The sequence below is a fragment of the Mycobacterium sp. NPDC003449 genome (assembly GCF_053588415.1).
Window position 1 is genome coordinate 15,344 of the sequence record NZ_JBSFPX010000008.1, and the last position, 18,241, is coordinate 33,584.

The 18,241-nt window shown below is 66.4% G+C and carries 23 protein-coding genes; 13 read left to right on the forward strand and 10 right to left on the reverse strand.

All coding sequences use genetic code 11. The features are described 5' to 3' along the window. Positions 1-117: 117 nt before the first annotated feature. A complete protein-coding gene (locus ACWDTP_RS04190; RefSeq protein WP_450016884.1) occupies positions 118-930 on the reverse strand; it encodes an SDR family NAD(P)-dependent oxidoreductase in 813 nt (270 codons plus the stop codon). An 80-nt stretch (positions 931-1,010) separates the two neighbouring features. Here ACWDTP_RS04190 and ACWDTP_RS04195 point away from each other — a divergent pair, with 80 nt between their 5' ends. Further along, a complete protein-coding gene (locus tag ACWDTP_RS04195) occupies positions 1,011-1,430 on the forward strand; it encodes a MarR family winged helix-turn-helix transcriptional regulator (RefSeq protein ID WP_450016886.1) in 420 nt (139 codons plus the stop codon). Positions 1,431-1,491: 61 nt separating this feature from the next. Here ACWDTP_RS04195 and ACWDTP_RS04200 read toward each other — a convergent pair whose 3' ends face one another. The 3 genes from ACWDTP_RS04200 to ACWDTP_RS04210 all read right to left on the reverse strand — a co-directional run bounded on the left by ACWDTP_RS04200 (position 1,492) and on the right by ACWDTP_RS04210 (position 4,092). Continuing rightward, positions 1,492-1,812, reverse strand: a complete 321-nt coding sequence (locus ACWDTP_RS04200; RefSeq protein WP_450016887.1) for an EthD family reductase — start codon at positions 1,810-1,812, stop codon at positions 1,492-1,494. A gap of 323 nt (positions 1,813-2,135) precedes the next feature. Beyond that, a complete protein-coding gene (locus ACWDTP_RS04205) occupies positions 2,136-3,371 on the reverse strand; it encodes a CynX/NimT family MFS transporter (RefSeq protein WP_450016888.1) in 1,236 nt (411 codons plus the stop codon). 298 nt (positions 3,372-3,669) lie between these two features. After that, positions 3,670-4,092 carry a nuclear transport factor 2 family protein gene (locus tag ACWDTP_RS04210; RefSeq protein ID WP_450016890.1) on the reverse strand — a complete coding sequence of 141 codons (423 nt, stop codon included), beginning with the start codon at positions 4,090-4,092 and terminating at the stop codon, positions 3,670-3,672. Between the two features lie 598 nt (positions 4,093-4,690). On the opposite strand from ACWDTP_RS04210, the gene ACWDTP_RS04215 reads away from it, so the two are divergent. From ACWDTP_RS04215 to ACWDTP_RS04230, 4 genes are all read left to right on the forward strand, one after another. Beyond that, entirely contained in the window at positions 4,691-5,464 is a 774-nt protein-coding gene (locus ACWDTP_RS04215) for a maleylpyruvate isomerase family mycothiol-dependent enzyme (protein ID WP_450016892.1), read from the forward strand. Between the two features lie 306 nt (positions 5,465-5,770). Then, positions 5,771-6,616 (forward strand): SDR family NAD(P)-dependent oxidoreductase, encoded by an 846-nt coding sequence (locus ACWDTP_RS04220; RefSeq protein WP_450016894.1) that lies wholly within the window; start codon positions 5,771-5,773, stop codon positions 6,614-6,616. An 81-nt stretch (positions 6,617-6,697) separates the two neighbouring features. Next, positions 6,698-7,888, forward strand: coding sequence for a cytochrome P450 family protein (locus ACWDTP_RS04225; protein WP_450016896.1), 1,191 nt, complete (start codon positions 6,698-6,700; stop codon positions 7,886-7,888). Positions 7,889-7,924: 36 nt separating this feature from the next. Further along, positions 7,925-8,593: a LysE family transporter gene (locus ACWDTP_RS04230; protein ID WP_450016898.1), complete on the forward strand. Its 669-nt coding sequence runs from the start codon at positions 7,925-7,927 to the stop codon at positions 8,591-8,593. A 120-nt stretch (positions 8,594-8,713) separates the two neighbouring features. On the opposite strand, the gene ACWDTP_RS04235 is transcribed toward ACWDTP_RS04230, so the two are convergent. Together ACWDTP_RS04235 and ACWDTP_RS04240 are read right to left on the reverse strand one after the other, a co-directional pair. Next, the gene (locus ACWDTP_RS04235) at positions 8,714-9,460 is read right to left on the reverse strand and encodes an SDR family NAD(P)-dependent oxidoreductase (RefSeq protein ID WP_450016899.1); all 747 of its coding nucleotides are present in this window, start codon (positions 9,458-9,460) and stop codon (positions 8,714-8,716) included. Between the two features lie 4 nt (positions 9,461-9,464). Next, positions 9,465-10,268: an enoyl-CoA hydratase-related protein gene (locus ACWDTP_RS04240; protein ID WP_450016901.1), complete on the reverse strand. Its 804-nt coding sequence runs from the start codon at positions 10,266-10,268 to the stop codon at positions 9,465-9,467. Between the two features lie 91 nt (positions 10,269-10,359). Here ACWDTP_RS04240 and ACWDTP_RS04245 point away from each other — a divergent pair, with 91 nt between their 5' ends. Then, on the forward strand, positions 10,360-10,995 hold the full coding sequence (locus ACWDTP_RS04245; protein ID WP_450016903.1) for a TetR/AcrR family transcriptional regulator: 636 nt from the start codon (positions 10,360-10,362) through the stop codon (positions 10,993-10,995). Here ACWDTP_RS04245 and ACWDTP_RS04250 read toward each other — a convergent pair. Then, on the reverse strand, positions 10,952-11,869 hold the full coding sequence (locus tag ACWDTP_RS04250; protein ID WP_450016905.1) for a LysR substrate-binding domain-containing protein: 918 nt from the start codon (positions 11,867-11,869) through the stop codon (positions 10,952-10,954). The two genes, ACWDTP_RS04245 and ACWDTP_RS04250, sit on opposite strands and share 44 nt — an antisense overlap. 77 nt (positions 11,870-11,946) lie before the next feature. Between ACWDTP_RS04250 and ACWDTP_RS04255 the strand changes: the two genes are divergently transcribed. The 4 genes from ACWDTP_RS04255 to ACWDTP_RS04270 all read left to right on the forward strand — a co-directional run bounded on the left by ACWDTP_RS04255 (position 11,947) and on the right by ACWDTP_RS04270 (position 15,522). Further along, positions 11,947-13,170: an acetyl-CoA C-acetyltransferase gene (locus tag ACWDTP_RS04255; RefSeq protein ID WP_450016907.1), complete on the forward strand. Its 1,224-nt coding sequence runs from the start codon at positions 11,947-11,949 to the stop codon at positions 13,168-13,170. A 101-nt stretch (positions 13,171-13,271) separates the two neighbouring features. Further along, the gene (gene pcaD, locus ACWDTP_RS04260; protein WP_450016909.1) at positions 13,272-14,030 is read left to right on the forward strand and encodes a 3-oxoadipate enol-lactonase; all 759 of its coding nucleotides are present in this window, start codon (positions 13,272-13,274) and stop codon (positions 14,028-14,030) included. Beyond that, entirely contained in the window at positions 14,027-14,803 is a 777-nt protein-coding gene (locus tag ACWDTP_RS04265; RefSeq protein WP_450016911.1) for a CoA transferase subunit A, read from the forward strand. The genes pcaD and ACWDTP_RS04265 overlap by 4 nt, the downstream gene beginning before the upstream one ends. Then, positions 14,800-15,522 (forward strand): CoA transferase subunit B, encoded by a 723-nt coding sequence (locus ACWDTP_RS04270; RefSeq protein ID WP_450016912.1) that lies wholly within the window; start codon positions 14,800-14,802, stop codon positions 15,520-15,522. Before ACWDTP_RS04265 ends, ACWDTP_RS04270 begins: the two co-directional genes overlap by 4 nt. On the opposite strand, the gene ACWDTP_RS04275 is transcribed toward ACWDTP_RS04270, so the two are convergent. Together ACWDTP_RS04275 and ACWDTP_RS04280 are read right to left on the reverse strand one after the other, a co-directional pair. After that, the gene (locus ACWDTP_RS04275) at positions 15,438-15,977 is read right to left on the reverse strand and encodes a M15 family metallopeptidase (RefSeq protein ID WP_450017018.1); all 540 of its coding nucleotides are present in this window, start codon (positions 15,975-15,977) and stop codon (positions 15,438-15,440) included. The genes ACWDTP_RS04270 and ACWDTP_RS04275 overlap by 85 nt on opposite strands. A gap of 74 nt (positions 15,978-16,051) precedes the next feature. After that, the gene (locus ACWDTP_RS04280) at positions 16,052-16,540 is read right to left on the reverse strand and encodes an aminoacyl-tRNA deacylase (protein ID WP_450016914.1); all 489 of its coding nucleotides are present in this window, start codon (positions 16,538-16,540) and stop codon (positions 16,052-16,054) included. 215 nt (positions 16,541-16,755) lie between these two features. Between ACWDTP_RS04280 and ACWDTP_RS04285 the strand changes: the two genes are divergently transcribed. After that, positions 16,756-17,403, forward strand: coding sequence for a sigma-70 family RNA polymerase sigma factor (locus ACWDTP_RS04285; protein WP_450016916.1), 648 nt, complete (start codon positions 16,756-16,758; stop codon positions 17,401-17,403). Next, positions 17,400-17,702 (forward strand): mycothiol system anti-sigma-R factor, encoded by a 303-nt coding sequence (gene rsrA / locus ACWDTP_RS04290; RefSeq protein WP_450016918.1) that lies wholly within the window; start codon positions 17,400-17,402, stop codon positions 17,700-17,702. The genes ACWDTP_RS04285 and rsrA overlap by 4 nt, the downstream gene beginning before the upstream one ends. A gap of 77 nt (positions 17,703-17,779) precedes the next feature. On the opposite strand, the gene ACWDTP_RS04295 is transcribed toward rsrA, so the two are convergent. Beyond that, positions 17,780-17,872 carry a 50S ribosomal protein bL37 gene (locus ACWDTP_RS04295; RefSeq protein WP_003882799.1) on the reverse strand — a complete coding sequence of 31 codons (93 nt, stop codon included), beginning with the start codon at positions 17,870-17,872 and terminating at the stop codon, positions 17,780-17,782. A 140-nt stretch (positions 17,873-18,012) separates the two neighbouring features. On the opposite strand from ACWDTP_RS04295, the gene ACWDTP_RS04300 reads away from it, so the two are divergent. Beyond that, a complete protein-coding gene (locus tag ACWDTP_RS04300; protein WP_450016921.1) occupies positions 18,013-18,228 on the forward strand; it encodes a biotin/lipoyl-binding carrier protein in 216 nt (71 codons plus the stop codon). The last annotated feature ends 13 nt before the right edge of the window (positions 18,229-18,241 follow it).

Sequence of the window (18,241 nt, forward strand, 5' to 3'; positions counted from 1 at the left end):
GAGGGGTGCCGCACCTGGGGTACGTCACTCGGAACAGCCATCGACGGTTCTTCGGCGAGGCGCACGACAACGTCCAAGCCTTCCTTGACGGACAACCGATTCGGCTGATCCGACCGGTTACGTGGCGTCGACCACCTCGTCGTAGCGCTGCTTCCGGTTGACGGCGCCAGCCAATCGGGCGGTGGTGGCCCGTGGAAGCACCCGAGGTAGCCAGCTGACGACTCGGATTCGGGGGTGGCCCGGGTAGGACGCCGAGCGGCGCTTGGCGTAGTCGTCCAGCGTTCGTGTCGCGATTCGTTCCGGAGTGTCGGCGCCGGACTGGATGGTGGCGGTGGTGCGGTCGAAGAAGCCGGTGTCGATCGCGCCAGGGTGTGACGCCATCACGTGTACCCCGGTCCCGCGCAGTTCTTCGGCCAGCGACTCGCTGAAGGAGGTCACGAACGCCTTGCTCGCGGCATAGCTGGCTTGGAAGGGCAATGGCTGAAAGGCCGCTGCCGACGAGATGTTGATGATGCCGCCGGAGCCGCGGGCAACCAGCTGGCCTCCGATGGCGTGGGTCAGCGTGAGCAGAGCGTTGACGTTGAGTTCGATGTCGCGCAGTTGCGGCCCGAGCGGGCGGCGTAGGAAGCCCCCCGCATCGCCCGCTCCGGCGTTATTGATCAGCAGATCCACGGTCAGGCCGCGATCTCTGAGCTGCCGAATTATGTGTTGCGGGCCGTCGGGGGCGACGAGGTCGCCGACGATCACCTCGACGACCCGGTTGCTGTGTCGTTGCCTGATCTCGGCGGCGAGCTCGTGCAGTTGCGCTTCGGAGCGGGCGACCAGGATCAGCGCTGCTCCCCGTCCCGCCAGCTGCAGCGCGAGCGTTCGACCCAAGCCCTTGGATGCGCCCGTGACGAGTGCCGTGACGTCGCGATAGTCGTCTCGCATCGTGTCCTCCATGTACTTCGAGTCTTGAATAATTCATCCTACCGAATAGTTCGAAACTCGAACCGTCGTAGACTGGCGGTATGGCCGCGTCCGAACTAGTCGAGGTGGTCGCGGCGATTCATCTCATCTGGATGCGCACCAATCACCTACTCGGGGAAGTGCTGGAAGAACACGGTCTGACGACGGCGACGTTTCAAGCCTTGTGGGCGATCGATCCGGACGCGCCACCACCGTCGATGAAGGTGATGGCCGAACGAATCTTCTGTAACGCCCCGAATCTGTCCTTCATCACCAACCAGCTCGTCGAGCGGGGATTCGTCGAACGCTCGGTCGGTCCCGATGACCGCCGCTCGCGTGTCCTCGTCCTGACCGACAAGGGCCGGCGAGTGCGAATCGCTGCGGTGCGCGCTGCGGCGGAGCAGTCTCCGCTGGCGGAGCTCGGCGACGGCGAGTTGCGCCGACTGCTGGTTCTGTTGGACCGCGCCGTACCTGCCGACTGAGCCGGTGCATTCGGAGAATGTGGCGGGTGGCCCTCATCTCCCGCTCGCTGTTCACCTGGTTTCAGGTGGCTGCTTCAGCCTCGAACATGCTGAAGCGCGAGGGCGCGATGTCGGTGAATGTGCTGATATCTGCCATGACCGGCTCGGTCTCGGGCGCCGCCAACGCACGCGCCAAGGCGGCGCTATCAATGAAGTGGCATAGACATGTCGCGGCCATCTCGTCACGAGGGGCGGAGTCGTCCGAGAAGTACACTTCAACACGCTGGAGCCCAAAGGGTTTCCAGGTCTGGGTGACCAGGGGAATGTGGTGTGCGAGGTACCTCGCACGGTCGAAACGACTGCTCTTGTTGCCGAAGTAGCTGACCATCAACGTCGCTGTCACTGACCCCACGCTTCCCGAAATCGTTCGGCTGGAACGATATTAAAATTTGCCGCTCGCCGATGCTAGCTGAGGGACGTGAGGCGTGGAGGGGTGTACCGCGGCCCCGCAAGCGCGCGGCATGGCAGCTACTGTCGATGAGGCGATCTACTTCGGCCAGTCGCTGGGACGCGCACCGCGCAGCAACTCCGGACGGTCCTGATGGGCGTACCGGCCGCCGGACCGCGATGTGAATGACCAAAGACTGGAGATGGTGGAAACTGTGACGCTAGAGGCGCAGACACCGATGAGGTCCGTACGACATCAGCGAGCCGCATCAACGGTTTTCACCCGCGGCCGCCGGTTTCGGCCGGTTCGGCCATCGTGACGTCTCGGCCGGCGATCAGGGCGGCCAGCGCCTGGGGTATCAAGACGGTGCTCAGCGCTGCGGTCGCAACGGTCCACGAACCCGTCAGATCATGCAGCACTCCGAGAATGAGGGGTCCCGCGGCGGCAAGCAGGTAGCCCATGCTCTGGGCCATTCCTGAGACCTGGCTGGTCTGCGCGGAAGACGTGCTGCGGAGCACCATGAACAACAACGACAGTGCCACGCCGGCGCCCGGGCCCACCATGATGCACAGGGTCCAGAGCACCGGCCCCTGGTCGGTGCTCAGAAAGCCGATGAAGCCCGCCGCGCACAGACCGACCGTGATGAGGGTGAACACCCGTTGGTCTCGGTAGCGCACAGCGATCATGGGTGCGATCAAGGAACTGAGCAAGGAGGCTATCTGGCAGACGGCCAGCACGGCACCTGCACCGGCAGGGGAGAGGCCACGTTCGATCAAGATCTCAGGAAGCCATGCGGTGATCGCGAAGAAGATCGTCGATTGTGCAGCCATAAAGATGGTAATTGCCCACGCGATCGGGTTCCGCATCACGGTGCGTCCCTTCGCGACGTCGGGTTCGGCTGGGTGCGCCCACCGCAGCTGCGATATCCACACGATGATTGCGATCACGACCGGGATCACCCAGATAACCAGTGTGGTCCGCCACTGCCCTCCCACGGCATTATTGAGTGGAACCGCAAGTGCCGCCGCTACGGCCGCCCCACCGGACAACGCCATCGAATACAACCCCGTCATCAATCCGGAGTGTTGTGCGAAGTCGCGTTTGATGAGAGCGGGCAGCGTTGCGTTACAGACGCCGATGCCCGCACCCACCAAGGCTGAGCCGATGAACAACGCGCCTACGTTGGGTACGACCCGAAGTGCGATGCCCACGGCCATACCGACGAGTGCGGCGAACACGGTGCGCTCGAGGCCGATCTTCGCCGCCAGATAGGGGCCCAGCGGAGCTGAGAGTCCAAACATCAGCAGGGGAAACGTGCTCAGCGCACCAATCATCGCACTGGACCAGTGGGTGGACGACCTGATGCTTTCCACCAGCGGCGCCACGGCGACTACCGCTGGTCTGAGATTCGCAGCCACCAGGATGATCCCGACGGCAGCGAGGGCGATGGTGATGCGGCCAGGCCTTTCTCGCGAGTTCTCGACGGTCGGCACCTGCCCGGCTCTGCAGGTCACTGGTGAGCTCCTCGATTCTCGTGGCACCCGTAGGCGTCTTTAATCGCCCAGACACCAACCGGTTTGAGAATCGATTGGCGGACGACCCACCGGTCCGGCAGCCACATACTCCGTCGTTGACGCTTCATCGCGCGAACGGTAAACACGAACCGGACGTACTCGCCTCACTGCACGGGACCGTGGAAAGACAGGAATACTCACTATATCCGGTGAAACGTGCAACCACCCGGGTGCCGCTTTTATGCCACCTTCGGTTGTAGTACGGACCACAGTGTCCTCGACGTTTTTCCCCGTTCGATCAGTCGTCTCGCAAGGCGCTCAATGTCTTGGCGGTGTCCCACATGAAGGGCTCGATCTCGGCAATGAGCCCCTCTTTGACAGTGATCATCTGCAACATGGGCCAACTGACACTCGCCCCGTTGGAACGGGCGACTGCATCAACCGTGCAACGCACGAACACCCGGTCCGGAGGGGACGGGAAGAACGACGGATCGGTGACGGCCAGCGTCGACCACGTGTCACCGAACCGCCCCAGCCACCTCTGTACGCCGTGGTGGCCCACCCAGGATCCGGCATATGGAAGCGACTCGGGGTGCCGCACAATACAATCGGCATGCAATGTGGTGGCCAGCGCGGAGAAGTCCTTCGTCGCCGACCTCAGATACGCGGTTTCCGCGGCGTAGAACGCACGCAAGATGGAGATTGTCTCGTCCAGGTTCACGATGCATTTCCCTATGTCAGTTCGATTATGGAGTCCGGATGACCGTCGGCTGGCGGATGCCGTGCGACAACATCGTGACAATCGGCAGCGGTCATCGATGGCTCGCTCTCACGTCGCAGGCGGACACGCATGGTAGCCATACGTTGCCGGAAGTTACCAGCGTGCGGAAATCCGGGTCAATCGCTTGATATCAAAGATGAGGCGTCGAATGCCGCAGCTCGTCGGCTCAACTCCTGCGCTACGGCGGCCTCGCAGGAAGCGGTGTTACCGTTGATAACGGTTAGGCAGTATCGGCTGAAGCCACGAACAGGCAGGCGTCGCCGTGAGACCCGGCTGTAGGCCTCACGAAGAGCGTTGTCGGAGATGACATTCGCCCAGCAGGAGACGTCAAGCTATCTCAAAGCCAAACTGCTGCCGACCGGGGCTTCGTGATGCGTCGTGGCTGGGTGGCGAGTGATAGTTGACGATCGGAACAAGCGTCGGGGCCGGTCTGGCGGCACATCGAGGATGGAGTAGTTCTGTTGGGAACATTGGATGGCAGGGTTGCGGTAATGGCCGGGGCGGCGGGCGGTATGGCCCTGCAAGCGGAGGCCTGACTGTGGACCACATCGAGATCATCGGCCGGGAGGCGGCTCGGCTGGCCGCGGTGCTGGTGGATGCCCAGCCCGATTCGACGTGCCCCACCTGCCCGGAGTTCAGTGCCGCGGATCTGTTGTGGCACCTGACGAGTGTGCACTTCTTCTGGGCGGAGATCCTCTCGAGGCGGGTGCAGGACGCGGCCGACCTTCCCGCTATCGAGGCCGCCAAGCCGGACCGACCCGCCACCATGGCGGACATGGTGCCGATCCTCGAGCGCTCGACGGGTTCGATGCTGACCGCGTTGGCGGCCTATGAGGATTCGCAGGCGTGCTGGTCCTGGTGGCCGGCTGATCAGACCGTGGGATTCAGCCGGCGAATGCAGACCTACGAGGCAACGATGCACCGGGTCGACGCTGAACTGGTCGCGGGTCTGCCCGTGGGTCCCATCGCCGACGACGTCGCCGCGGGCGCGGTGGATCACGCTGTGGACGTGATGTGGGGTTGGCCGGGATACGGCGAAACCTATCGTGCCGACGCGGTCGTGGAGCTGATCGCTACCGACACCGGCCAGACCTGGTTGGTCGAGGCGGGTTCCTGGTGGAGGTCCGATGGTCAGGGCCCATTTCCCAAAGGGGTTCGTGCGACGACCGGGGACCCCGAGGCAACGGTCCGCGCGCCCGTTCTCGATCTGGCGTTGTGGGCGTGGACGCGGGGCGGATCGGTGCGAGTGTCCGGCACTCCTGCTGCCCGGACAGCCCTCGATGCCGTGCTCGCCAAAGGAATAGTGGGATAGGACCTCCCAGCCGTCGAACGCCGCGGCCGGCGGCACCGTGCATTGGACGACGAATCATGCCGTTGTGGACTTGGTCGTCACCTACCCCACGATCGACGAATGTCCGGATGCCGCAGAATGACTCATGAGTGCGGCTACCGATACCCTTGGCGTCTCGCCTGTTTCGTCCGGGTGACGAGGCGCCGCCGGCGTGGATTGGCTGCACCGTCAGCAGCCCGTCGTGTCCGCGAAGGGATTGCCCCACCGCGCCGTTACCTACCACTGGACCCTAACGATCGGTTGGGTGCAGTGCAGTGAAGGAGCGCGATGAAGATTCACCGGGGAGATGTAGCCCTCATCACGGGGGCCTCGCGTGGGCTAGGACGGCATATCGCGCTGGAATTGGCGGGCCGGGGAATGAATGTGGTGTTGGCCGCGCGGAGTCAGGACGGTCTCGACGCCGTCGCCGCCGAGGTGCGCGCCGACACCGGCGTTGCCGTGTCCACGGTGGAGGTCGACCTGGCCGATCGCGCGCAGGCGGCTTCCCTGGCGTCGCGGGCGGTCGAACTGGGTGGGCGTGTCGATGTGCTCGTCAACAACGCCGGGGTCGGCGAGGCTGCCGCGCATGAGGTAGCCGACCTCGATGATCTCGGTGTCATCACTGACGTCAACCTGCTGGCTCCGATGGTGCTGACCAGCAGTGTTTTGCCCGGCATGATCGAACGCCGTCGGGGTCACATCGTCAACGTGTCATCGGTGGCAGGGTTGATGGCCACCGCGTACATGGAGCCGTACACCGCTACCAAGTTCGGCGTCGTCGGGTACACCCGGGCGCTGCGTCTGACGGCCCGGGATCAGGGCTGGAACGTGAGCGCGTCGGTGTTGTGTCCGGGGTTCATGGCGGCCGAGGACGGGCTGTACACGAACATGAAGCGCGAGTTCGGGGTGTCCGCTCCCAAGGCGGCCGGAGAGGTGCCGATCGAGGCGTTGGGTAGGGCGGTCGTCAAGGCGATCGAGAAGGATCTGCCCGACGTGATCGTCGCGCGCGGCGGGTCGAGGGCAATAGCGGCGGCCTCGATCGCGATGCCCAGGCTGATGGAGCGCTTTGCGCTCAAGGCCGACCTCGCCGCACCGTTCCGGGTGGTCGCCGAGCGGCACCGCGCCCAGCGTTGAGTTCGCGGCTAGTGCCGCAGGGACGGGTGGGATGGCGGTTGGAACCGGCCTCCATTGAGGATCTTTGACCAAGGAGTTTGAATGACTGAACAACTGCCCGCCACCGGCGAACGGATATGGCAGACGCATGCCCGGTTTCGCGAACTCGGCCCGGTGATCCCGCTAGGTCTGCCGGGTGGAGTGGACGCGTGGGCGGCAACCAGCCATGCCGCTGTTCGCGAGGTACTCCAAGGTGACAATCGTCTGTTCGGCAAACACCTGTCGAAATGGCGGGCCTACAACGAAGGCCGCGTCCCAGACAACTGGGTGCTGATGCCGCTGGTCCGAGCCGAGCATATGCTCGCGCAGGACGGTGCCGATCACGCCAGGCTGCGTCGGCTGATGTCCAGTGCCTTCTCACCAGCCCGGGTGAAAGCACTCGAGCCGTTCATCGAACGCGTGGTTGACGACCTGTTGAGTGACATGGGTGCGACCGCCGACCTCGTACCCGCCCTGGCCGAGCAGGTGCCGATGGCAGTGATCTGTGAGCTTTTCGGCGTTCCCGATGCCGACCGCGGCAGCATCCGGCAGTGGAGTTCGGTGTTGTTCAGCCACACTGCCACCCCAGAAGACGCCAATACGGCGGGCCGGGATCTGCTGGCGTACATCAGCGGCCTGGTCGAGGCGAAGCGCGGAAGCAGCGACGACGACCTGACGACGGCATTGATTCGGGCACACGATGACGGTGACCGGCTCTCCACCGAGGAACTCGTCGATTCGCTGCACCTGATGTTGGTTGCCGGGCACGAGACCACACTGCACCTCATAGGCAGTGCGGTGATCGCGCTGCTGACGCACCCCGATCAACTTGCCGCGGTCGTCGAGTCCGATCGCTGGTCGGATGCGATCGAAGAGACGTTGCGCCTCCGATCGCCGGTCGCCGGAACCATTTTCAGGTATGCGCTTCAGGACGTGACGATCGCAGGTGTGACGATCCCGGCAGGCGACGCGGTCTACCTCTGTTACAGCGGTGCCGTGACCGATCCTGCCGCCTACGGCGAGGATGCCGCGCGCTTTGACATCGACCGCGAAAACCGGGGCCAGCTCGCCTTCGGCCATGGTCCGCATTTCTGCCTCGGTGCGCCGCTCGGTCGGATGGAAGCGCGAATCGCCCTGTCGCGGCTGTTCCGCCGCTTTCCTGAGATGAAACTCACGGTTGACCCCGAACAGGTTCCATATACCCCTTCGTTCATCACCAGCGGGCCGATGAGCGTGCCGGTGGCGCTCCGCTGACCGCACCGACGTTCCGCGGAAATCAGCGGAACGTCGGTGGCGCGGTCGTCGTTCATAGAAGACGTGAACACGGTGGTGAACGACTGGCATCGGTGGCTCGGCTTTTTCGGTACGTCGGTCGCCGTATGCTTCTCGCCCGGGGCGGGCGCTGTCCAGTCGCTGACGTCGGGTCTGCACCACGGTCTGGTTCGGTCCTACTGGAGCATCGCCGGTCAAGAATTGGGACTGATCCTGCAATTGACCTTGGCTGCAGTAGGGTTGGGGGCCGTCGTGGCCGGCTCGGTTGTCGCCTTCACCGTCGTCAAATTCGCCGGAGTGCTCTATCTCCTGTATCTGGCGGTCCGGCAATGGCGGGCGGCCGGCGGTGAAGGCGTGCGGGTCAAGGAGTTTGGGGCGAGGCCGGGACTTCCGCTGCTGGGCCGTGGATTCATGGTCAATGCCACCAACCCCAAAGCTCTGGTGTTCTACCTGGCCGTGCTGCCACAGTTCATCGCGCCGGCCGCTCCGCCGGTCGCACAGTATGTGGTACTCGGTGCGACGTTCGTCGCCGTCGATATCGTGGTGATGAGTGTGTATGCAGCCCTGGCGACGCGGCTTCTCCCATTCCTCGGCGCACGCCGCCGCTACGTGGATCGCGTGTTCGCGGGTTTGTTCGCCACGGCCGCTGTGGTGCTGGCGCTGGTCCACCGCTCCGAACCCGTCTGACGCCAAGCGGCCCATGCACCGAACTCGACGAAACCGTCGCCAACGACGCGCGGTCGCGACGATTACGTCGAATTCGCCGATGTTCGACAATCAGGTTCTGCACCCGCCGCTCGGGCGCACTCAGCTCATCGTGAGCCCGCCGCTGACACTGACGGTCTGGCCGGTGACGTAGGCGGCCTCGTCGGAGGCGAAGAACGCCACCACATTGGCCAGGTCGGCGGGCTGGGCCAGGCGGCGCATCGGGATGGCCCGCGTCAGGGCGTCGCGCAGCTTGGGATCGTCACCGCCCATGGAGGCGAACAGCGCGGTGTCGGCCGGCCCCGGGCACACCGCGTTGGCATTCACGTTGTGCCGGGCCATCTCCCGGGCGATTGCCTTGGTGAAGGCGATGACCCCGCCCTTGGCTGCCGAATAGACGGCCTCTCCCGAGGAGCCGACCCGGCCCGCGTCGGAGGCGATGTTGACGAGTGAGCCGAAACCCTGCAGCACCATCCGGGGGAGGATGGCCTTCGTGGTGTTGAGCACCCCGTAGAAGTTGATCGCGATGATGCGGTCCCAGTCGGCGCGGTCGGAGTCGACGAAGGCGCCGGCCCGGTCCCAGCCGGCGTTGTTGACCAATACGTCGATGCGGCCGAACCGGCCCGTCACCCGTTCCACCATGGCGTCGACCGCCGCGGGGGAGGTGACGTCGGTTGTGATGCCGATCGCGTTGGCGCCCAGCGCGGTTGCCGTCTCGTTGGCGGTGGCCTCGTTGATGTCGGTGACCACCACCGTCGCACCCTCGGCGGCCAGCTTCTCGGCGATGCCGCGGCCGATGCCCTGGCCGGCGCCGGTGACCACGATGACTTTGTCGTTCAGTCTGCCCATGATGTCAGTGCCAATTCACGTGCGAGTTGAAGTCGGCCTGCCGTTTCTCGGCGAACGCCGCCGCGCCCTCCAGGCCCTCGGGTGATGCGGTGAACAGGTCCAGTGCCGACATCGCCAGGTTGGACAGGCCGGCCTGGTGGTCGGTGTCGGCGTTGAACGACTGTTTGCAGAACCGGATGGCCGTCGGGCTCTTCTGGGCCACCTCGTCGGCCCAGGCCTTTGCGGTGCTCATCAGCTCGTCGGCCGGGACGACGATATTGACCAGCCCCATCCGCTCGGCTTCCGCAGCGCTGTACTGACGGCACCAGAACCAGATTTCGCGAGCCTTCTTCTCGCCGACCACCCGGGCCAGATAGGCCGTGCCGAACCCGGCGTCGAACGAGCCGACCTTGGGGCCGGCCTGCCCGAACCGCGCGGTTTCGCTCGCGATCGAGACGTCGCAGAGCACGTGCAGCACATGCCCGCCACCGACCGCGATGCCGTTGACGGCGGCGATCACCGGCTTGGGGATGTCACGGATCAGCTTGTGGAGATAGCCGATCTCGAACATGCCGCTTTCCGACGGCCCGTAGTCACCGGTCTCAGCGCGCTGCTTGACGTCGCCGCCGGTGCAGAAAGCCTTGTCGCCAGCGCCGGTCAGGATCACCGCCTGTACCCGCTTATCGGCCCAGGCCGTGCGGAATGCGTTGATCATCTCCTCGACCGTTTTGGCGCGGAACGCGTTGTAGCGCTCCGGTCGGTCGATGGTGATCACCGCGGCGGGTCCGTCGACCTCATAGCGGATGTCTTCGTAGGTCTGCCCGGCCATATCGGCCACGATGACAAAATTCGACCCATGAGTCAAGAAATGAACACCAGGTAGAATTAGGACAGTCGGGTCGGCACAGAAAGGGGTGGGCGTGGCTGGGGAGGCGGTTGCCGAGGTGAGGCCGACGTCGGAGCGCGTGCGACGCAAGCGTGGTCGCAAGATCCGGGAGATCCTCACCGCGGCGGCCGAGCTGTTCGGTGAGCGCGGCTACGACGCGGTCAGCCTCGACGATGTCGCCGATCGTCTCGATGTCACGAAAGGTTCGCTCTACTACTACTTCGCCAGTAAAGACGAGCTCGTCACCGCCGCCATCGAGTCGCTCGGCGACGAGTGGACAACCCGGCTCGAACAACTGCTGGAGCGCACCGAGGGAACGCCCGCGACGCGGCTGGGAGCCCTGATCCGTGAACACCTCACCATCGCAGTCCGCGATTACCCCGCGGCGCTGCGGCTGTTCCTGGAACCCCGCGAGTGGCCGGACGCGCAACACGATCGGATCAAGGACCTTCGGCGTCGGCATGACGGGTTGTTTCGGAAACTGATCGAGCAGGGGACAGCCACGGGTGACTTCCGGGTGGTGGACCTCGACACCGCCCTACAGTGCATGCACGCCGCGATGAGCCAGGCGCCGTTGTGGTGCGTGGAACTCTCGGATCGCGCGCAGCGCAAGGCGATCGACAACCTCACCGCGACGTTGATGATGCTGACCGGTCCTCACCCGCGGTGAGGCCGCGGAGCACCCGCATCACGTTGGCGATCATCGCCGAATCGTTGGCCCGTGCCCGCGCAGCCACCAGGTCGATCCCGAGGGTGGCGGGTGCCAGCGGCACATACCGGACCCCGGCGATGTCTAGCGCCGCCGTTGGATCGGGCACGATCGCGACCCCGAGCCCGGCGGCCACCAGCGTCACCAGGGTGGAGGTTTCGGAGACCTCCTGACGGATGCGGGGAGCGTATCCGGCCTCGGCACAGATCGCGGCGACCAGGCTGCTCATCACCGAGCGGCCGTGCCCGGCATGCACGACGAAGTCCTCGTCGCGCAGGTCCTCGACGGCCACCTCCGCGGTGTCGGCCAGGCGGTGACCGGCGGGCAGCGCCGCCAACAGGCGGTCGCGACGGACGACCTCGGCGAGGATGCCGTCCTGGTTGACCGGCGGGCGTAGCAGGGCCAGGTCGACGTCGCCGGAACGCAGCGCGTCGAGCTGGGCCGGGGCCAGCATCTCGCCGTGCACACTGACCTCGACCCCGGGAAGCGACTCACCGAGCGCCCGCACCAGTGCCGGCAGCAGGGAGTAGGTGGCCGAACCGACACACCCGATCGACAGCCGGCCCTCGGTGCCCCCGGCGATCCGCCGGGCCTGGGCCCCGGCATCGTCCACGGCGTCGAGAATCTCCACCGCACGGTCGAGGTAGGCGCGCCCGGCCGCGGTCAGTTCGACGCTGCGCGTGGTGCGGGTCAGCAGCGACACCCCGAGTTCGCGTTCGAGTTGGCGGATCTGCTGGGACAGTGGTGGCTGGGCGATGTGCAGCCGTTCGGCGGCCCGGCCGAAATGCAACTCCTCGCCGACCGCCCGGAAGTAGCGCAGATGACGCAGTTCCACAATTAGGACTCTACACATCTCAATAAACGTAAAATGAGTATTTCAGGATATCTGTGCTGGTGGCTACCGTCGAAAACATGACGTCCGGTTCCGATGTGCTGATCTGCAGTCCCCTTCGCACCCCGGTGGGTCGCATGGGCGGTGCCCTGGCGACGCTGACCGCCACGGAGCTGGCCACCCTGACGCTGCGCGAGCTGGTGGCCCGGACGGGTCTCGGTGAAGGCGATATCGACGACGTGGTGCTGGGCAACGGCTACCCGAGCGGTGAGGCGCCGGCGATCGGCCGGATCGCCGCACTCGATGCCGGGCTGGGCACCGGGGTGCCCGGCCTGCAGATCGACCGGCGCTGCGGATCGGGTCTGCAGGCCGTGCTCTACGCCGCCGGTCAGGTGGCCGCCGGCGCGGCCCGCACGGTCGTCGCCGGCGGCGCCGAGTCGATGTCGAACGTCGAGCACTACGCTCTTGGCCTACGCACCGGTATCCGTCAGGGCGGTGTCGCGCTGCTGGACCGGCTCGACCGCGCCCGCGAAACTGCAGGCGGTGCAAGCCATCCCATTAACGGCGGGATGATCGAGACCGCCGAGAACCTGCGCCGCGATTACCAGATCTCGCGCGCCGAACAGGACGAGTTGGCGGTGCGTTCGCATCAGCGTGCGGTGATCGCGCACGACGAGGGCCGCTTCGCCGATGAACTGGTGCCGATGACCGTGCCCGGCCGCCGCGGCAAGCCCGACACCGTCGTCGACCGCGACGAGCACCCCCGCGCCGACGTCACCACCGACACGCTGGCCGCGTTGCGCCCGATCCGGCTCAAGGTCGACCCCGAGGCCACCGTCACCGCGGGCAACGCCTCGGGCCAGAACGACGGTGCCGCGATGTGCATCGTCACCACCCGCGGCGAAGCCGAAAAGCGTGGTTTGACACCGCTTCTGGCATTGCGCTCGTGGGCAGTCACCGGGTGCGCGCCGGAGACCATGGGCATCGGTCCGGTGAGCGCGACCGCGGCCGCCCTGGACCGCGCCGGACTGGTGCTGAACGAGATCGACCTCATCGAGCTCAACGAGGCGTTCGCCGCGCAGGTGTTGGCCGTGCTGGACCGGTGGAAGGTCGACCCGCTCGACGACCGGCTCAACCCGAACGGCTCGGGCATCTCGCTGGGGCATCCGATCGGTGCCACCGGGGCACGGATCCTGGCGACCGCGGCCTACGAGGCGCACCGCCGCGATGCCCGCCACGTGCTCGAAACCATGTGTATTGGTGGCGGCCAGGGACTGGCGGCGGTGTTCGAGGTCGTGCGATGAGTTTCCAGCGAGGAGCGAAGGCGGATCGCGCATGAGCTTCCAGCGAGGAGCGAAGGCGGATCGCGCATGAGCTTCCAGCGAGGAGCGAAGGCGGATCGCGCATGAGCACCGTCGATGTGCACCACCTCGTGAGCGGCCGCGCCGACGGTCCCGTCCTCGTGCTGTCCAACTCACTGGGCTCCACCCACCGCATGTGGGACGCGCAGATCGCGCAACTGGAAAAGCATTTCACCGTGGTGCGCTACGACACCCGCGGCCACGACAAATCCCCGGTGCCCGACGGCCCGTACTCGATCGATGATCTCGCCGACGACGTCATCGCCCTGCTCGACACCCTCGACGTCGAACGTGCGCACGTGGTCGGGCTGTCACTGGGCGGGATGACCGCGATGCGTCTTGCCGCCCGCAACCCCGGGCGGGTCGACCGGCTGGTCCTGTTGTGCACCGGAGCCCAGTTACCACCGGCGCAGGCCTGGCTGGATCGGGCCGCCACCGTACGGGCCCACGGCAGCCGGGCCGTCGCCGAGGCGGTGGTGGCCCGCTGGTTCAGCCCCGGCTACCCGGGCGACCGGTCCCGGTGGGAGGCGATGGTGGCCGCTACCCCCGCCGAGGGCTACGCCGGGTGCTGTGAAGCCATTGCGGCGTTGGACCTTCGGTCCGACCTGCCCGGAATCACCGCACCGACGTTGGCGATCGCCGGCACCGACGACCCGGCCACCCCGCCCGCCAAACTCACCGAGATCACCGACGCCATCCCGGGCGCGAAGCTGCTCGTCGTCGAGCACGCGGCCCACCTGGCCAATGCCGAACAGCCCGCCATCATCACACCCGCCCTCATCAGCCACCTGGAGCAGTCATGACCCTCGACAAAGTGGCCGGCTCGGCAGCCGAAGCCGTCGCCGACATCCCCAGCGGCGCAAGCCTCGCGGTCGGCGGATTCGGCCTGGCCGGCATCCCGTGGTTCCTGATCGCGGCGCTGCTGGAGCAGGGCGCCGACGATCTCACCATCGTCTCCAACAACTGCGGCGTCGACGGCGCCGGACTGGGCCTGCTGCTGGAAGCCGGACGGATCAGCCGCGTCATCGCCTCCTACGTCGGGGAGAACAAGGAGTTCGCCCGCCAGTACCTGGCCGGTGAACTGACCGTCGAACTCACCCCGCAGGGCACCCTCGCGGAGCGGATGCGGGCCGGCGGCAGTGGAATCGGCGCGTTCTTCACCCCGACCGGGGTGGGCACTCTCGTCGCTGAGGGCGGGTTGCCGTGGCGCTATCACCCCGATGGCACCGTCGCGCTGGCCTCGCCGGCCAAGGAGGTCCGCAGGTTCGGCGGCAGGGAGATGGTGCTGGAGGAATCCATCGTCACCGATTACGCGTTGGTGCGCGCCGCGGCGGCCGACAAGGCGGGCAACTGCACGTTCCACGCCGCGGCTCGCAACTTCAACCCGCCCGCGGCCATGTCGGGCCGCGTCACGATCGTCGAGGCCGAGAAGGTCGTCGAGGTGGGCGCCTTGCATCCCGACCAGATCGCGCTGCCCGGGATCTTCGTGCAGCGCGTCGTCGAACTCACCCCGGAACAGGCCGCGCACAAGGACATCGAGAAACGCACCACCCGAGTGCGAGGAGCCGCACGATGAGCTGGACCCACGAACAGATGGCGGCCAGGGCCGCGGCCGAACTGCGCGACGGCGACTACGTCAACCTCGGCATCGGGCTGCCCACCCTGATCCCGGACTACCTGCCCGAGGATTCCGATGTCACCCTGCACGCCGAGAACGGCATCCTCGGGGTGGGCCCGTTCCCGTACGACGACGAGGTCGACCCCGACCTGATCAACGCAGGCAAGCAGACCGTGTCACTGGTCGCCGGTGCGTCGTTCTTCGATTCGGCGACGAGTTTCGCGATGATCCGCGGCGGCCACGTCGATGTCGCGGTGCTGGGCGGCATGCAGGTCGCGGCCAACGGCGACCTGGCCAACTGGATGGTGCCCGGGTCGATGGTCAAGGGCATGGGCGGCGCGATGGATCTCGTCAACGGCGCCGGCAGGGTCATCGTGCTGATGGATCACGTGACCAGATCCGGTGCGGCAAAACTGCTTTCGGCCTGCGAGCTGCCGTTGACCGGTAAGGCCGTTGTGAGTCGGGTGATCACCGGCCTCGGGGTCTTCGACGTCACCGGTGACGGATTCGCGGTGGTGGAACTGGCACCGGGCGTCGGGTACGACGACGTGGTGGCCAGCACCGGGGCGCCGGTGAGCGACGCCACGGACCCTCAGCCCGCGGCGTTGGGCAGCAGCGGCGGGCAGGTGCCCAGCGGGTCGGCGACCAGTTCGAAATGCCACAGCTCGTTGGCGTAGATCTGGCACAGCCCGAATCGCGGGCCGTTGGCGATCAACCATTGGTCGGCGCCGGTTCCTCCGATGTCGACGGCCTCGCCGGTCACATGACGGGATGCCGCCGGGGTCTGCACGTACTCGCGGGCCGCGGCCAAGCTGCCGTAGGTCTGCACCGCATTGTCGAGCAGGGTCTGCTGGAAGTCCGGTGACCGCCAACCCGAGGTGACGGTCATGGTGATGCCGTCGGCCGAAGCTGCGTTGGCCGCGTTCTGGACGGCGGTCAGCAGCCGCGGATCGAGCTTGCCGATCGCCGGGTTCTGCACGTCGAACGGGGTCAGGGTCTGGTCGCCGGACAGCGAACCGTCACCTGGCTCCAGCGCCACAGTGTTGTCGACCAGCGTGATCGAGGGTGGCGGCGGGGCGCCGCCGAGGGCGGCCGCGATCACTGCCACCGCGGCCGGTGCGAGCGCGCCCATCCCCAGAACCGTCAATTTCACCGGGCCCACATTACGTCCAGGGGGGAGACGCAGCGCTGGGCGGCTGCCCGCAGTCACCGAACGCCGATCTCGGCGGTCACCGCGCCCGTCGCGCGAATCAGGTCGGCCGGTGCGAGCGCCAGGTCCAGCCCCCGTTTGCCCGCGCTGCACAGCACCTTGTCGAACCTGAGTGCCGAGCTGTCCACCACGGTCGGCAGTGCCTTGCGCTGGCCGAGCGGTGAGATGCCGCCGAGCACATATCCGGTGGAACGCTGGGCCGCCGCCGGATCGGCCATCTCGGCTTTCGGCACCCCCAGCGCGGCCGCGGCGGCCTTCAACGACAGCTTCGCCGGCACCGGCAGCACGGCCACCGCCAGACCTCTGGGCAGGCCGAGCACCAGGGTCTTGAACACCTGCTCGGCCACGATGCCGCCGGCGGCGAGTTCGGCGACCGCCTCGGCCCCGAAAGATGTATTGCGAGAGTCGTGGCGGTAGGCCACCACCTCATGGTCGATTCCGGCCGCCACCAGGGCCGCGATGGCCGGGGTCGCTGCGCGTGCCACCGGGCCAGCGTAACCGGGAACAGTTCGGCCCGGCCGTGCTGTTATTGCAGTCAGCGTCAGTGCGTGAGCGCACTCGGCGTGGTTTGTCGCTAGCACGCTCTAGGATCGGAGGAGGGATTTTGGCGTCGACCGTGTGCCTGGAATATCCGGCGGTTACCGGGTGGCATCCCGGTTCGTTCGGTGACGCCGCGACTGAAGGGAAGGTGTTTCCCACGATGACTGACGTCGACCGGGCAGAACCCGGGACGCCGGACGCGACGCCCGAGACGGATGCCGACCTCACGGCGCGGTTCGAACGCGACGCGATTCCGCTGCTGGATCAGCTCTACGGCGGTGCGCTGCGGATGACGCGCAACCCCGCCGACGCCGAGGACCTACTGCAGGAAACCATGGTCAAGGCCTATGCCGGGTTCCGCTCGTTCCGCGAGGGCACCAACCTCAAAGCGTGGCTGTACCGCATCCTGACCAACACCTACATCAACAGCTACCGCAAGAAGCAGCGGCAGCCGTCGGAGTACCCGACCGACGAGATCACCGACTGGCAGCTGGCGGCGAACGCCGAGCACTCGTCGACCGGTCTGCGTTCGGCCGAGGTGGAGGCGCTCGAGGCGCTGCCCGACACCGAGATCAAGGCGGCGCTGCAGGCGCTGCCGGAGGAGTTCCGGATGGCGGTCTACTACGCCGACGTCGAGGGCTTCCCGTACAAGGAGATCGCCGAAATCATGGATACGCCGATCGGGACGGTGATGTCCCGCCTGCACCGCGGCCGCAAGCAGCTGCGCGACCTGCTGTCCGATGTGGCCAGGGATCGCGGCTTCATTCGAGGTCAGCAGCTTGGTGAGCCCGAGGAGGTGTCGTCATGAGCGAGCGCGACGAAGAGGAACGCTGGACCCCGCCGGTGGGTCCGGTCGACCCGGAGCATCCCGAGTGCGCGGCGGTGATCGCCGAGGTGTGGACGCTGCTGGACGGTGAATGCACGGCCGAAAGCCGCGACAAGCTCAAGCACCACCTCGAGGAATGCCCGGCCTGCCTGCGCCACTATGGGGTCGAGGACCGGGTGAAGCGCCTGATCGCCAGTAAATGCAGTGGTGAGAAGGCTCCGGCAGGTCTACGCGAGCGGCTGCGCATCGAGATCAGCCGCACCACCATCATCCGGGGCTGACGGGCCTGGCCCGCCGCCCCGACGACAAACCGCCCGATCTCCGCGGGGAGTCGGGCGGTCACGGTCGGCCGGATCGGCTAGCGCACTGACTTCGAACCGGCGTTGGGACGCTTGCCGTGGTTGGCTTTCGAATGCTTACGGTCCCGCTTCTTGCGGCCACGCTTGGCCATGATGTTCCTCCAGACGTTTAGAGCTTGCCCCCCAGTGTCTCATGGCCCGGCGACAGCGCTGTCCACGCCGGGTTGTGGTTCGATATAGGCCGGTAGACAGAAGTGATCGGTGACAGCAGCCGGAGTTGAGTGGGGTGAAGATGGCCGAGGATGTTCGCGCGGAAATCGTGGCCAGTGTGCTTGAGGTCATGATTCATGAGGGCGATCAGATCGGCGCGGGGGACACCCTGGTGCTGCTCGAGTCGATGAAGATGGAGATACCGGTGCTCGCCGAGGCGGCCGGCACCGTCACCAAGGTCAGCGTCGCCGTCGGCGACGTCATCCAGGCCGGCGACCTCATCGCGGTGATCGACTGACGCGGGTCACTGC